The sequence below is a fragment of the Alkalimonas cellulosilytica genome (genome assembly GCF_036325985.1).
Classification (GTDB): domain Bacteria; phylum Pseudomonadota; class Gammaproteobacteria; order Enterobacterales; family Alteromonadaceae; genus Alkalimonas; species Alkalimonas cellulosilytica.
In genome coordinates, this window is record NZ_JAUHLI010000002.1 from 55,239 (window position 1) to 68,475 (window position 13,237).

At 52.5% G+C, this 13,237-nt stretch carries 13 protein-coding genes and 2 tRNA genes; all 15 read left to right on the top strand.

Annotated elements, in window-relative coordinates:
• Nucleotides 1-36 precede the first annotated feature (36 nt).
• The 15 genes from ftsH (at nucleotide 37) to QWY20_RS02145 (ending at nucleotide 13,109) form a co-directional block, all read left to right on the top strand.
• Nucleotides 37-1,965, top strand: coding sequence for an ATP-dependent zinc metalloprotease FtsH (gene ftsH, locus QWY20_RS02075; RefSeq protein ID WP_330127378.1), 1,929 nt, complete (start codon nucleotides 37-39; stop codon nucleotides 1,963-1,965).
• 66 nt (nucleotides 1,966-2,031) lie between these two features.
• Nucleotides 2,032-2,871 (top strand): dihydropteroate synthase, encoded by an 840-nt coding sequence (gene folP, locus QWY20_RS02080; protein ID WP_330127379.1) that lies wholly within the window; start codon nucleotides 2,032-2,034, stop codon nucleotides 2,869-2,871.
• Nucleotides 2,868-4,202 (top strand): phosphoglucosamine mutase, encoded by a 1,335-nt coding sequence (glmM, locus tag QWY20_RS02085; RefSeq protein WP_330127380.1) that lies wholly within the window; start codon nucleotides 2,868-2,870, stop codon nucleotides 4,200-4,202. Before folP ends, glmM begins: the two co-directional genes overlap by 4 nt.
• A gap of 78 nt (nucleotides 4,203-4,280) precedes the next feature.
• On the top strand, nucleotides 4,281-5,024 hold the full coding sequence (gene tpiA, locus QWY20_RS02090; RefSeq protein ID WP_330127381.1) for a triose-phosphate isomerase: 744 nt from the start codon (nucleotides 4,281-4,283) through the stop codon (nucleotides 5,022-5,024).
• A gap of 6 nt (nucleotides 5,025-5,030) precedes the next feature.
• Nucleotides 5,031-5,357, top strand: coding sequence for a preprotein translocase subunit SecG (gene secG, locus QWY20_RS02095; protein WP_330127382.1), 327 nt, complete (start codon nucleotides 5,031-5,033; stop codon nucleotides 5,355-5,357).
• A 13-nt stretch (nucleotides 5,358-5,370) separates the two neighbouring features.
• Nucleotides 5,371-5,455, top strand: a tRNA-Leu gene (locus tag QWY20_RS02100).
• A gap of 84 nt (nucleotides 5,456-5,539) precedes the next feature.
• A tRNA-Met gene (locus tag QWY20_RS02105) sits at nucleotides 5,540-5,616 on the top strand.
• A gap of 272 nt (nucleotides 5,617-5,888) precedes the next feature.
• Complete coding sequence (gene rimP, locus QWY20_RS02110) at nucleotides 5,889-6,344, top strand: ribosome maturation factor RimP (protein WP_330127383.1); 456 nt, start codon at nucleotides 5,889-5,891, stop codon at nucleotides 6,342-6,344.
• A 32-nt stretch (nucleotides 6,345-6,376) separates the two neighbouring features.
• Nucleotides 6,377-7,873 (top strand): transcription termination factor NusA, encoded by a 1,497-nt coding sequence (gene nusA, locus QWY20_RS02115; RefSeq protein ID WP_330127384.1) that lies wholly within the window; start codon nucleotides 6,377-6,379, stop codon nucleotides 7,871-7,873.
• Nucleotides 7,874-7,898: 25 nt separating this feature from the next.
• Nucleotides 7,899-10,580, top strand: a complete 2,682-nt coding sequence (gene infB, locus QWY20_RS02120) for a translation initiation factor IF-2 (RefSeq protein ID WP_330127385.1) — start codon at nucleotides 7,899-7,901, stop codon at nucleotides 10,578-10,580.
• A 72-nt stretch (nucleotides 10,581-10,652) separates the two neighbouring features.
• Nucleotides 10,653-11,096, top strand: coding sequence for a 30S ribosome-binding factor RbfA (rbfA, locus tag QWY20_RS02125; protein ID WP_330086112.1), 444 nt, complete (start codon nucleotides 10,653-10,655; stop codon nucleotides 11,094-11,096).
• Entirely contained in the window at nucleotides 11,097-12,035 is a 939-nt protein-coding gene (gene truB / locus QWY20_RS02130) for a tRNA pseudouridine(55) synthase TruB (protein WP_330127386.1), read from the top strand. It begins immediately after the preceding gene.
• Between the two features lie 109 nt (nucleotides 12,036-12,144).
• Nucleotides 12,145-12,414 (top strand): 30S ribosomal protein S15, encoded by a 270-nt coding sequence (rpsO, locus tag QWY20_RS02135; RefSeq protein WP_228589725.1) that lies wholly within the window; start codon nucleotides 12,145-12,147, stop codon nucleotides 12,412-12,414.
• A 150-nt stretch (nucleotides 12,415-12,564) separates the two neighbouring features.
• Nucleotides 12,565-12,831, top strand: a complete 267-nt coding sequence (locus QWY20_RS02140; protein ID WP_330127632.1) for a CopG family ribbon-helix-helix protein — start codon at nucleotides 12,565-12,567, stop codon at nucleotides 12,829-12,831.
• The gene (locus QWY20_RS02145; protein WP_330127387.1) at nucleotides 12,828-13,109 is read left to right on the top strand and encodes a type II toxin-antitoxin system RelE/ParE family toxin; all 282 of its coding nucleotides are present in this window, start codon (nucleotides 12,828-12,830) and stop codon (nucleotides 13,107-13,109) included. Before QWY20_RS02140 ends, QWY20_RS02145 begins: the two co-directional genes overlap by 4 nt.
• Nucleotides 13,110-13,237: the final 128 nt, after the last annotated feature.

Genomic DNA, 13,237 nt, shown 5'->3' on the forward strand with positions numbered 1-13,237 from the left:
CTGATTAAATTTAACGGCAAGTAAGAGGTTACAACCTTGAGTGATATGGCTAAAAATCTTATCGTCTGGCTGGTGATCGCCGTCGTCTTGATGTCGATTTTTAATAGCTTCGGTCCTGGCGACAGTGCCGAGCGGATGACCAGTTACGATCAGTTTCTAAAGCAGGTAGAGCAGCGTCAGATCCGGGAAGTGCAGATCGAGCGCTCTGGCGTGATCAGTGGTGTGAGCCGTAATGGTGATCGCTTTGAGACGGTGATCCCAGGTGGCTACGATAGCAAGCTGATTGACGATCTGTACAAGCACGATGTACGCATTGTGGGTAAGCCACCAGAGGAAGGCAGCTGGCTGGCAACCATCTTTATCTCCTGGTTCCCAATGCTGTTGTTGATCGGTGTCTGGATTTTCTTTATGCGCCAGATGCAGGGCGGCGGTGGCAAAGGCGCGATGTCCTTTGGCAAAAGCAAAGCCAAACTGATGGGTGAAGATCAAATCAAAACCACTTTTGTCGATGTGGCGGGCTGTGATGAAGCCAAAGAAGAAGTCAGCGAGCTGGTAGATTATCTGCGTGATCCGTCCCGCTTCCAGAAGCTGGGTGGTAAAATCCCGACTGGTATTCTGATGGTGGGGCCGCCAGGAACTGGTAAAACCCTGCTGGCCAAGGCGATTGCTGGTGAAGCTAAGGTTCCTTTCTTTACCATCTCCGGTTCAGACTTCGTGGAAATGTTTGTTGGTGTGGGTGCTTCCCGGGTCCGGGATATGTTCGACCAGGCCAAAAAAGCGGCTCCTTGCATTATCTTCATCGATGAGATTGATGCGGTAGGTCGCCAGCGTGGTGCCGGTTTGGGGGGGGGGCATGATGAGCGTGAGCAAACCCTGAACCAGATGCTGGTTGAGATGGATGGTTTTGACGGCAACGAAGGCATTATTGTGATTGCTGCTACCAACCGTCCTGATGTTCTAGACCCTGCCTTGTTGCGTCCGGGCCGTTTTGACCGTCAGGTCGTGGTTGGCTTGCCGGATGTAAAAGGCCGTGAGCAGATCCTAAAAGTCCATATGCGTAAAGTTCCGCTGGGCGATGATGTTGATCCTTCGGTGATTGCGCGTGGTACCCCAGGTTTCTCTGGTGCCGATTTAGCCAACCTGGTCAATGAAGCCGCGCTTTTCGCAGCGCGTGGCAATCGCCGTACCGTCACCATGGATGAGTTTGAGAAAGCCAAAGATAAAATCATGATGGGTGCTGAGCGCCGCTCTATGGTGATGACCGAAAAAGACAAAGAAATGACCGCTTATCATGAAGCTGGTCATGCCATTGTCGGTCGTCTGGTACCAGAGCACGATCCGGTCTACAAAGTCAGTATCATTCCACGTGGCCGGGCGCTGGGGGTCACCATGTACCTGCCAGAGCGCGATCGGGTCAGTTACAGCAAGCAACAGCTGGAAAGTATGATCAGCTCTTTGTTTGGTGGCCGTATCGCTGAAGATGTGATTTATGGTTCAGAAATGGTCACGACCGGTGCATCGAATGATATTGAACGTGCGACTGATCTGGCCCGCAAAATGGTCACTCAATGGGGCTTCTCCGAGAAGCTCGGACCCCTGTTGTATGCCGATGAAGATGGCGAAGTGTTCTTAGGACGCTCTGTCAGCAAGAACAAGCACATGTCTGAAGAGACTGTGAAAACCATTGATGCCGAGATCCGTAGCTTTATCGACCGTAATTACGAGCGTGCTTACAGTCTGATCAAAGACAATATGGACATTCTGCACTCGATGAAAGATGCGTTGATGAAGTATGAAACCATTGATGCGCGTCAAATCGATGATTTGATGGAACGCCGGCCAGTACGTGATCCGGAAAACTGGGAGCCGCGCGATAAAGGCGGTAAAGGCAGCTCCAACGATGACTCAGATGCAGAGGAGACGGTTGGTCCGAACGCTGAACCATCCGAAGGCAAGCTGCACTGATTGTTTGATGATTGAAAAACCCGGCTTGCCGGGTTTTTTTCTGGCTTTATTTTTTGAGACGTTAGCATGCAACTTAGCTTACCCCGTCAGCGAACGCTGGATTTAGCCCGCCCAAGGATCATGGGTATTTTAAATGTAACCCCAGACTCTTTTTCCGATGGTGGCCAGTATCAACAACTCGATACGGCCTTGTATCAAGCAGAGCAGATGTTGCAGCAAGGAGCCGCCATTCTGGATATCGGTGGTGAGTCCACCCGGCCAGGCTCTGAGCCTGTGCCGCTGCAACAAGAACTTGATCGGGTGCTACCGGTGATTGAAGCAATCCGTACTCGGTTTGATTGCGTGCTGTCGATTGATACCAGCAAGGCTGCAGTGATGTCAGCGGCGGTTCAGGCTGGCGCTGATATGATCAACGATGTGTATGCGCTGCGTGCTGATGGCGCTCTGGCTGTGGCGGCAGCAACCGGTGTACCGGTCTGTTTAATGCACATGCTGGGCGAACCCAAAACCATGCAACAACAGCCAACCTATCAGGATGTTACTGCTGAGGTCCTGCTGTTTATGCAGCAACGGATTGACGCTTGTTTGGCCGCTGGTATTCAGCGGCAGCAGTTGTTGTTGGATCCGGGTTTTGGCTTTGGCAAAACCCTGGCGCAAAATTATCAGCTGCTGCAGCAGCTTGAGCAATGGCAGACATTACAGCTGCCTTTATTGGTGGGCATGTCACGCAAATCCATGGTAGGCAATTTACTCAATCAGCCTGTCGCGGAGCGATTGGCAGGCAGTCTGGCCTGTGCCACAATAGCCGCCATTAAAGGAGCCCACATAATCCGGGTGCATGACGTGAAAGCAACAGCCGATGCGTTGGCTGTGGTAGACGCAACCCTTCATGGAGTTAAGGAATGAGCAGAAAGTATTTTGGTACCGATGGTGTGCGTGGCAAGGTAGGGGATTTTCCGATCACCCCGGAATTTGCCATGAAGTTAGGTTGGGCTGCTGGCCGGGTACTGTCCAAAAGTGGCACCCGCAAGGTCCTGATTGGTAAAGATACCCGTATTTCCGGCTACTTATTAGAGACTGCACTGGAAGCTGGGCTGGTGGCGGCCGGTGTGGATGTCCGTTTGCTGGGGCCGATGCCCACCCCTGCAGTTGCCTATCTAACGCGCACCTTCCGCGCCGAAGCCGGCATTGTCATCAGTGCCTCGCACAACCCATATTACGACAATGGCATTAAGTTTTTCTCGGCCGATGGGACCAAGTTACCGGATGAGACTGAGCTGGCGATTGAAAATGAGCTGGAACAACCCATGGTATGCGTGCCTTCAGAGCAGCTGGGCAAAGCAGTACGGGTAGACGATGCAGCTGGCCGGTACATCGAGTTTTGCAAAAGCCACCTGCCCAATCATATGTCATTAAAAGGTGTGCGCCTGGTGCTGGACTGTGCGCATGGTGCTACCTACCACATCGCGCCGAATGTATTTCGGGAACTAGGTGCTGAGGTTACCGTCATCGGTGCCAGCCCGGACGGCCTGAATATCAATGCCAACTGTGGGGCCACGCACACGGTGCCGTTGCAAGAAAAGGTAGTGGAGTTAAAAGCCGACCTGGGAATTGCTTACGATGGAGACGGGGATCGGGTGATGATGGTCGATCACACCGGACGTGTGATTGATGGCGATGAAATTGTTTACATCATTGCCCGGGCAGCACAGAAACAAAAGCGTTTGCATGGCGGTGTGGTGGGTACCCTGATGAGCAATATGGGCCTGGAGCTGGCCCTGGCAGAGCTTAATATTCCGTTTTTGCGCAGCAAAGTGGGGGATCGTTATGTCATGGAGCTGCTGCGCGAGCACGATTGGCGCATTGGTGGTGAGAACTCAGGCCATGTGCTGAATCTGGACCACACCTGTACTGGCGATGGCATTATTGCCTCTTTGCAGGTGCTCACCGCCATGATCCAGGAGCAACAAAGCCTGGCTGACATCAGTCAGGGTATGGCAAAGTTGCCACAGGTACTGGTGAACGTGAAGTTTGAAAAAGGCACAGCGCCGCTGGAGAAACAAAACGTCAAGCAAGCCATTGCCGATGTCGAGGCTAAACTGGGCACTAAAGGTCGGGTATTGATCCGCAAATCAGGCACTGAACCCTTGATCCGGGTAATGGTAGAAGGGGAGGTTCTGACCGAAGTCGAGGCGTTTGCCCAGACCATTGCCAATGCGGTTAAAATCGCCAGTTAACAGCAAAACATGGCAACAAACTTGAGATTGCGGCTGGCATTGGGTACTATCGGGCCGCAATAATTACAAGGAACAGGCATGACAATGCGCAAGCCCATGGTGGCAGCCAACTGGAAAATGAATGGCTCTGATGCTTTGGCCAAAGAAATGCTTTCGGCTCTGGCTTCAACCAATCTTAACGAGCTGGATGTGCTGATTTGTCCGCCTGCGACCCTGCTGCATGCCTTTGCAAACTCAGCGTCTTGTGTCTTAGGTGCGCAAAATCTGAGTGAGCACACTGCGGGTGCTTACACCGGTGAGTTAAGTGCGGCCTTGCTGGCAGCTGCAGGCGCTCGCTTCGTTTTGGTCGGCCATTCTGAGCGTCGCACCCTGTTTGCTGAAAGCGATCAGGCACTGGCTGGTAAGATGCAGCAAGCCATCGAACATGGCCTGACGCCAGTGTACTGTATTGGTGAAAACCTGCAGCAGCGGCAACAAGAAAAAACCGGGCAGGTGCTTGCGAAACAATTAGCTGCAGTGTATGCTTCGCATCCCGAATTCCTCGCTAAGTCGGTGATCGCTTACGAGCCGGTTTGGGCTATAGGTACGGGTGAAGCGGCAACTCCTGAGCAGGCTCAGCAAGCCCACGCAGCCATCCGCCAGCAGCTGGCACAGTACGATAGCAAAGCGGCTGCCGAGGTCAGAGTTTTATACGGTGGCAGCGTCAATAGCAAGAATGCTGCTGAGCTGCTTAGCCAGCCGGATATTGATGGCGGTCTGGTCGGTGGTGCCAGCCTGAATGCTGAAGAATTTTTACACATTTGCCTGAGCGCAAAGGGTTAACGAATTATGTTTGAAGTCTTTATGGTGATGTATTTGTTGGTGGCTTTATCGTTGATCGGGTTGATCCTGATCCAGCACGGTAAAGGTGCCGATATGGGTGCTGCCTTTGGTGCTGGCGCTTCCTCCACAGTATTTGGCTCTGCGGGTAAAGGTAATTTCCTTACCAAAACCACCACAGTGCTTGCTGTCGTTTTCTTTGTTCTGAGCATTGTGCTGGGTCGTTACACTGCGGGCCAGAGTAGCCAGGTGGATGCATGGCAGGATTTGTCGGTTCCAATGACTGAATCCGTACCAGCAACCCCGTCTGAGAACGAGATCCCGTTCGGTAACTAAGCCGGACACATCTGCCGAGGTGGTGAAATTGGTAGACACGCTATCTTGAGGGGGTAGTGTCTTCGGACGTGCGGGTTCAAGTCCCGCTCTCGGCACCAAATTACAACAGCAAGAGCCGGCATTAAATGCCTAAGCCCTTGCGGTACTAACCTCACAGCTATATAATAGTTGCCAATTACGGACGCGGGATGGAGCAGCCTGGTAGCTCGTCGGGCTCATAACCCGAAGGTCGTCGGTTCAAATCCGGCTCCCGCAACCAAATTTCGTCAGTTTAAAATTCGTACTAATTTTAAACTTGACCAATTCACAGTCACCGAACTGTGGAGCGATCGTCAGTAGTGATGCTCGCCACGATTAATTCAGCATTGATTTTGGCGATAAATCAGTGCTTTCGGATAGTAAATTCGCCCCGCTTGTTCGGGGCGTTTTTATATCTGCAAACTGAGTTTGTGGAATGGGCGTTTCGCCCATTTTTTATTTAACACCTGTAGCTGGCGTGGGTAAACCCAGCCGGCGGCTCTGGAGGTTTTCTTGGCGAAGCAGGAACAGCAGTTAATGGAGTTACTGACACCGACTGTGTCGGCAGCTGGCTTTGAATTGCTTGGTATTGAAGTGTTGCGTGCAGGTAAGCATTCTACGGTGCGCTTATACATTGATCATCCAGACGGGGTGACGGTGGAGCATTGCGCCATCATCAGCCGTGAAGTGGGTGCCATTTTGGATGTGGAAGATCCCATTTCGCATGAATACATGCTGGAAGTATCGTCGCCTGGTTTGGATCGGCCCTTATTTACGCCCGAGCATTTTGCTAGGGCTGTAGGTCAAAAAGTGGATGTAAAACTGGCCATTCCCCAGGATGGACGTCGTAAATTCAAAGGCATCTTGCAGGCGATTGAGCAGGATATGCTGGTGATAGAAATCGATGGCAAGCAGTTTCGTTTGCTGATGGATAACGTTGAAAAGGCAAATATTGTACCTGTGTTCTGATTGCAGACAGGTCCAACAGAGGCAGCAAGAAAATGGCAAAAGAAATTTTATTGGTTGTTGATGCGGTTTCAAATGAAAAGTCGGTGCCCAGAGAGAAAATCTTTGAGGCGCTGGAATACGCACTGGCCGCCGCCACTAAAAAGAAGAATGAAGGCGACATTGAGGTTCGGGTCAGTATCGATCGTAAAACCGGCTCTTTTGATACCTTCCGTCGTTGGGAAGTGGTGCCGGATGATCAGCCGATTGAACACCCTTATCGGGAGATTACCCTATCGGCAGCTCAGTACGAGCAGCCGGAACTGAATGTTGGCGATTACGTGGAAGAGCAAATTGAGTCCATCGTATTCGACCGTATCACCACGCAAATGGCTAAACAGGTCATTGTACAAAAAGTACGGGAAGCAGAGCGCTCTCAGGTAGTCGAGGCGTATGTGGATCAGGTGGGTGAGCTGGTGACCGGTGTGGTGAAAAAAGCCAACCGGGATAACATCATCGTTGACCTTGGCAACAATGCTGAAGCGATTCTGACCCGCGAGCACATGCTGCCGCGTGAAACCTACCGCACTGGCGACCGTTTACGTGCTTTGCTGTTCGAAGTGAAGCCGGAAGCCCGCGGCGCTCAGCTGTTCTTAAGCCGTACCCGCCCGGAAATGCTGATTGAACTGTTCCGTATTGAAGTGCCGGAAATCGGTGAAGAAATGATTGAGCTGCGTGGTGCAGCCCGCGATCCGGGTTCACGCGCTAAAATCGCTGTGAAGACCAACGACCGTCGTATCGATCCGGTTGGCGCCTGTGTTGGTATGCGTGGTTCACGCGTGCAGGCAGTTTCCGGTGAGCTGGGTGGCGAGCGGGTGGATATCGTGTTGTACGACGACAACGATGCCCAGTTTGTTATTAATGCCATGGCTCCGGCCGAAGTCGCTTCGATCGTCGTGGATGAAGAAGCACATTCGATGGATATCGCCGTTGAAGAAGGCAACCTGGCGATGGCCATTGGCCGCAATGGTCAGAACATTCGTCTTGCCAGCCAGTTGACTGGTTGGGAACTGAACGTAATGACGGTTGAAGACATGCAGAAGAAGCATCAGGAAGAAGCCAGCAAGGTGATGGATCTTTTCACCAGCACACTGGAAATTGATGAAGATTTTGCCTCAGTACTGGTAGATGAGGGTTTCTCCACGCTGGAAGAAATTGCCTATGTCCCTGTTTCTGAACTCTTGTCCATCGATGGCTTTGACGAAGAGATTGTTGAAGAACTGCGCAATCGCGCTAAAGCTTACCTGACCACTCAGGCGCTGGCTTCAGAAGAGTCACTGGAAGGCGCTAAGCCATCTGAGCAACTGTTAGCACTGGAAGGTCTGGATACCCACACCGCCTATGTGTTGGCCAGCAAAGGCGTAGTTACATTAGACGATTTAGCCGAGCAGGGCGTTGATGACCTGCTGGATTTAGCAGAAATGAGTGAAGATCAGGCAGCCGCCCTGATCATGGCTGCCAGAAACATTGTCTGGTTCAGCGAAGAAAATTAATGGGTCAACGGAGGTAACAACTTATATGGCAGATGTCACCATAGAAAAGCTCGCCACAGATGTAAACACAACTGTTGATCGCTTAGTACAACAATTTGCAGACGCCGGGATCAGCAAGAATGCTGGCTCCATGGTCACCGAAGATGAAAAGCGTACTTTGCTGCAGCATTTAAGCCGCCAGCATGGTGCTGAGGCCGCGACGCCGTCCAAGCTGACCTTAAAGCGCAAAGAGAAGAGCACTCTGAGCGTACCGGGTGGTGCTGGGCGTAACCGTGAAGTCACGGTAGAAGTGCGTAAGCAAAAAACCTACATTAAAAAGCCGATGCTGGATGAAGCGACGTTAAAAGCGCAGGAAGAAGCGCGGCTGGCTGAAGAAAAAGCCAAAGCCGAAGCCGAACGTGCTGAGCGCGAGCGTCAGGAAGCACAGCGTAAAGCCAAAGCCGAAGCTGAGCGTCGGGCGAAGGAAGAAGCGGAGCGTAAAGCCGCTGAAGCCAAGCGTCGTGAAGAGCAGAAAAAAGACGATCCGGAAGAAGCGGCCCGTCGTGCTGCCCGTGAAGAAGCGCGGAAAGAAGCCGAGCGTCTAAAACAGCAGCAAGAAGCGGAAGCCCTGCGTAAGCTGGAAGAAGAAGCACGCAAACAGGCAGAAGAAGCCAAGCGTCTTGCCGAAGAGAATCGTGAGCGCTGGGAGCAGGAAGAAAAAGCCAAAGGCACTGAAGATGGCGATTATCACCTGACCAGCAACGAGTTTGCCAAGCAAGCCGAAGACGAAGTAGATGCACGCGAAGAGCGGGCCGGTCGTCGTGGTGTGGCTGCGAAGAAGGCGGCTCCGGCTAAAGGCAAAAAGAAAGATGATCGTAATGATCGTGAAGCCTTTAACCGTGCCAACAAGCACAGCAAGAAAAAGAAAACCCCGTCCAGCATGCAGCATGGCTTTAACAAGCCAGCCCAGCCGGTGGAGCGGGAAGTGCGGATTGGTGAAACCATTACGGTGGCCGAGCTGGCTGCCAAAATGGCAGTGAAAGCCACCGAAGTGATCAAGACCATGATGAAAATGGGCGCTATGGCGACCATCAATCAGGTGATTGATCAGGAAACTGCGGCCATTGTCTGTGAAGAAATGGGCCATAAGTTCGTGCTGACCAAAGAGAACGAGCTGGAAGAAGCGGTGATGTCTGAGCGTGGCGAGACCGGTGAACTGGAGCCGCGTGCACCGGTAGTCACGGTGATGGGCCACGTTGACCATGGTAAAACCTCGTTACTGGATTACATTCGTAAAGCCAAAGTCGCCGATGGCGAAGCCGGTGGTATTACCCAGCATATCGGTGCTTACCATGTGGATACCGATCGCGGTATGGTGACTTTCCTGGATACGCCAGGTCACGCTGCCTTTACTTCGATGCGGGCTCGTGGTGCCAAAGCAACTGATATCGTAATTTTGGTCGTGGCAGCCGACGATGGCGTAATGCCGCAAACCAAAGAAGCAATCCAGCATGCTAAGGCAGCCGGTGTTCCTTTGATTGTTGCCATCAACAAAATGGATAAGCCAGAAGCCGATCCGGATCGGGTGCGCAACGAATTGTCGCAGTACGATGTAATTTCGGAAGAGTGGGGCGGTGATACCCAATTCGTACCAGTGTCTGCTAAAGCAGGTACCGGTATCGACCAGCTGCTGGATGCGGTGCTTGATTTGGCCGAGATTCAGGAACTGACCGCTGTGAAAGCTGGTTTGGCTCGTGGTGTGGTGATCGAATCCCGCCTGGATAAAGGCCGTGGTCCGGTCGCTTCTATTCTGGTGCAGGAAGGCACGCTGAATCAGGGCGACGTGGTACTTTGTGGTTTCGAGTACGGTAAAGTTCGCGCCATGCGTGATGAGAATGGCCGTAACGTCAGCGAAGCTGGCCCGTCCATTCCGGTCGAAATCCTTGGCCTGTCTGGTGTGCCGCAGGCCGGTGATGAAGTCACCGTGGTGAAAGACGAGCGTAAAGCCCGTGAAGTCGCACTTTACCGTCAGGGCAAGTTCCGTGATGTGAAACTGGCGCGTCAGCAAAAAGCCAAGCTGGAAAATATGTTTGCTAACATGGCGGAAGGCGATGTGTCTGAACTGAACATCGTACTGAAGGCCGATGTACAGGGCTCGGTGGAAGCCATCACCGAATCACTCAGCAAGCTGTCGACCGATGAAGTCAAAATCAAAATCATCGGCAGTGGCGTGGGTGGTATTACCGAGACCGACGTTAGCCTGGCAGCAGCCTCGCAAGCCATCATTATCGGCTTTAACGTGCGTGCGGATGCATCAGCCCGTCGTATCGTTGAAGATGAAGGTCTGGATCTGCGTTACTACGGCATCATTTATGAGCTGCTGGATGAAGTGAAGCAGGCGATGACCGGTATGCTGGCCCCTGAGTTCAAACAGCAAATCATTGGTTTGGCACAGGTACGTGATGTATTCCGCTCACCGAAGTTCGGCGCTATTGCCGGCTGTATCGTCAGTGAAGGCGTGATCAAACGCAATGCCCCTATCCGGGTACTGCGTGATAACGTGGTGATCTACGAAGGCGAGCTGGAGTCACTGCGCCGCTTTAAAGACGACGTCAACGAAGTTCGTAATGGCTTCGAGTGTGGTATCGGTGTGAAGAACTACAACGATGTCCGCGAAGGCGATCAAATCGAAGTCTTTGAGGTGGTTCAGGTCGAACGTACGCTGTAATCCGACCGCTTAATCAGACACCATCAGGGGCTGTGCTTTCTGGTGGTGTTTGTTTTTTTAAAGGAAAAAAAGATGGCACACAAAGAGTTTTCCCGTGTCGACCGGCTGTCGCAGCAGCTGCAAAAAGAGCTGGCAGTGATCCTGCAGCGCGAAATCAAAGATCCCCGTTTGCACCATATGATTACGGTGTCGCAGGTCGATGTGTCGCGCGATTTATCCTACGCCAAAATTTACGTCACTTTTCTTGGCCTGGAGCAGGACAAGGTCAAAGACAACCTGAAGATCTTAAACGATGCCAAAGGTTTTATCCGCGGTCTGATTGGCAAGCGGATCCAAACCCGCATCGTGCCTCAGGTGCAGTTTTACTACGACAGCACGCTGGATGAAGGCATTCGTCTGACCGCGTTGGTCGAGTCTGCCCGTCGCGCCGATGAAGCCAAGCGTCCGGCTGGTGCTGCCGATGATGCCGCAGAGCATGACACTGATAACACGACCGAGTCCGACAAGCAGGATTAAATGACACAGCAACACAAACGCCGTGCCGTCGACGGCATTCTGCTTTTAGACAAGCCGCTGGAATTTACCAGCAATGGTATTTTGCAAAAGGTGCGCTGGTTGTATCAGGCGCAAAAAGCCGGCCATACCGGCGCGCTGGACCCTTTAGCCAGTGGCTTACTGCCGATTTGTTTTGGTGAAGCCACCAAGTTCAGTCAGTTTTTGCTGGATACCGATAAAACCTATCTGGTCAGCGCCCGTTTTGGCATCCGCACCGATACCAGTGATGCAGCCGGTGAGGTGGTCAGTACCCGGCCGGTGGCGTTCAACCAGCAGCAGCTGGAGCTGGCGATGCAGGCCTTTCGGGGCGATATCCTGCAGGTGCCGACCATGTTTTCGGCATTAAAGTACCAGGGCCAGCCGCTGTACAAGTATGCCCGTCAGGGCATCACGGTACCGCGCGAAGCCAGGCCGATCAGCATCTTTCGTTTTGAGTTGCTGGCCCTGCGCCAAAGCAGCGAGCAAACTGACGCCGATTTTATAGTGCATTGCAGCAAAGGCACCTACATCCGCACCCTGATTGATGATTTGGGCGAAGCCTTAGGCTGCGGTGCTTATGTCAGTGCCTTGCACCGTACTCAGGTCGGGCCTTTTCAGGCCGAAGCCATGCAGCCACTCCCTAAGCTGGAAGCCCTGGCAGCGCCGTGCCATCAAAGCCGGGATTTTTCGACGTTGGATCAACTGCTGCTGCCACTCGATGCAGCCCTGCACGGCCTGGAAGCCTTAACGCTAAGCGCCGAGCAGCAGCGCCGTATTGCCCACGGCCAAAGCTTTGGCTGCGAGCTGCCGGATGCTGAAGCCGTGCGCTTGTACAGTGCTGAGCAACAATTTTTGGGTATTGGTAAACGGGAGCAGGGCGAGCTGAAACCAAGACGCTTGCTGAGTACCAACAAGCAATAAAGCTTGTAAAGCCGTACCGGCATGGTACAATGCGCCCGCTTTTTATTGTTGGCTGAATGAGTGATCGGCGGCAATACATTCATTAACTCACTCAGAATTGGAGTACACCATGGCTTTAACTGCTGCTGAAAAAGCAAAAATCGTTGCGGATTACGCACAAAAAGAAGGTGACACAGGTTCACCAGAAGTACAGGTTGCTTTGCTGACTGCAAACATCAACCACCTGCAAGGTCACTTTGCTGATCACAAGCACGATTTCCACTCACGCCGCGGTCTGCTGCGTATGGTTAGCCAGCGTCGTAAATTGCTGGACTACCTGAAAGGCAAAGATCAAAGCCGTTACGCTGACTTGATCAAGCGTCTTGGCCTGCGTCGTTAATTCAACGCAGAGAAAAAGGGCTGAATTTCAGCCCTTTTTTTATGCCTGCAAAACAGCACTCACACACCATACCCGCCATTCTGACCACTGATTGCATTCCAACCCCTCGCTTACTACAATGTATTACATTGTAGGTTGGGAGTGTTGATGATGGGTGTGACGACAGTTCGATTGCAGGCCGATGTAGAGCAGCAACTGGAAGCGATTGCGGACAAGCTGCAGCGCAGCAAGGGCTGGGTGATCAACCAGGCTCTGTCGGAATACATTGATAAGCAGCATCTGGAGCAACAGCGCTGGCAGCAAACCCTGGATGCGATGGAGTCTGTTGCGCAGGGCAAAGTGGTGGATGCCAGTGAAGTGCACCGCTGGCTAAGCAGTTGGGGCACGGATCATGAGCTGGATGCGCCGGGCAAGTGAGACTTGTTTATTCTGCTGAGGCGATTGACGATTTAAAGCGCTTGCGGGCCTTTATTGCCGCACATAACCCAACAGCAGCTCATCGCATAGCCGCCGAGTTGGTGGCTAAAATTGAACTTCTGCCAACGGCCCCCCAAATGGGCATTCCGGTGCTAAGCGCCCCAGTCCCGGCTGACATCCGCGATATGATTTTTGGCAAGTACATGGTGCGTTATTCGCTGCATGCAAGCACGATCATCGTGCTAAGAGTATGGCATGGGCTTGAAAACGAACGATAGCCTGCCGCCAATTATGTCAATCCGATGAAACCTTGGCCCACTGCTTCTTTTTCCCGCGCTGAACGCGTATACTAGCCAGGAATGAAATGAAAACAGATAGAATGCGCCATGAGGCGTTAATTGTAAGG

Bases quoted from the DNA above. Each gene is read 5' to 3' on its own strand.
- infB (WP_330127385.1), top strand. From the start codon at position 7,899: ATGGCAGATGTCACCATAGAAAAGCTCGCCACAGATGTAAACACAACT.
- truB (WP_330127386.1), top strand. From the start codon at position 11,097: ATGACACAGCAACACAAACGCCGTGCCGTCGACGGCATTCTGCTTTTA.
- folP (WP_330127379.1), top strand. From the start codon at position 2,032: ATGCAACTTAGCTTACCCCGTCAGCGAACGCTGGATTTAGCCCGCCCA.
- glmM (WP_330127380.1), top strand. From the start codon at position 2,868: ATGAGCAGAAAGTATTTTGGTACCGATGGTGTGCGTGGCAAGGTAGGG.
- QWY20_RS02140 (WP_330127632.1), top strand. From the start codon at position 12,565: ATGGGTGTGACGACAGTTCGATTGCAGGCCGATGTAGAGCAGCAACTG.
- tpiA (WP_330127381.1), top strand. From the start codon at position 4,281: ATGACAATGCGCAAGCCCATGGTGGCAGCCAACTGGAAAATGAATGGC.
- rpsO (WP_228589725.1), top strand. From the start codon at position 12,145: ATGGCTTTAACTGCTGCTGAAAAAGCAAAAATCGTTGCGGATTACGCA.
- nusA (WP_330127384.1), top strand. From the start codon at position 6,377: ATGGCAAAAGAAATTTTATTGGTTGTTGATGCGGTTTCAAATGAAAAG.
- rbfA (WP_330086112.1), top strand. From the start codon at position 10,653: ATGGCACACAAAGAGTTTTCCCGTGTCGACCGGCTGTCGCAGCAGCTG.
- secG (WP_330127382.1), top strand. From the start codon at position 5,031: ATGTTTGAAGTCTTTATGGTGATGTATTTGTTGGTGGCTTTATCGTTG.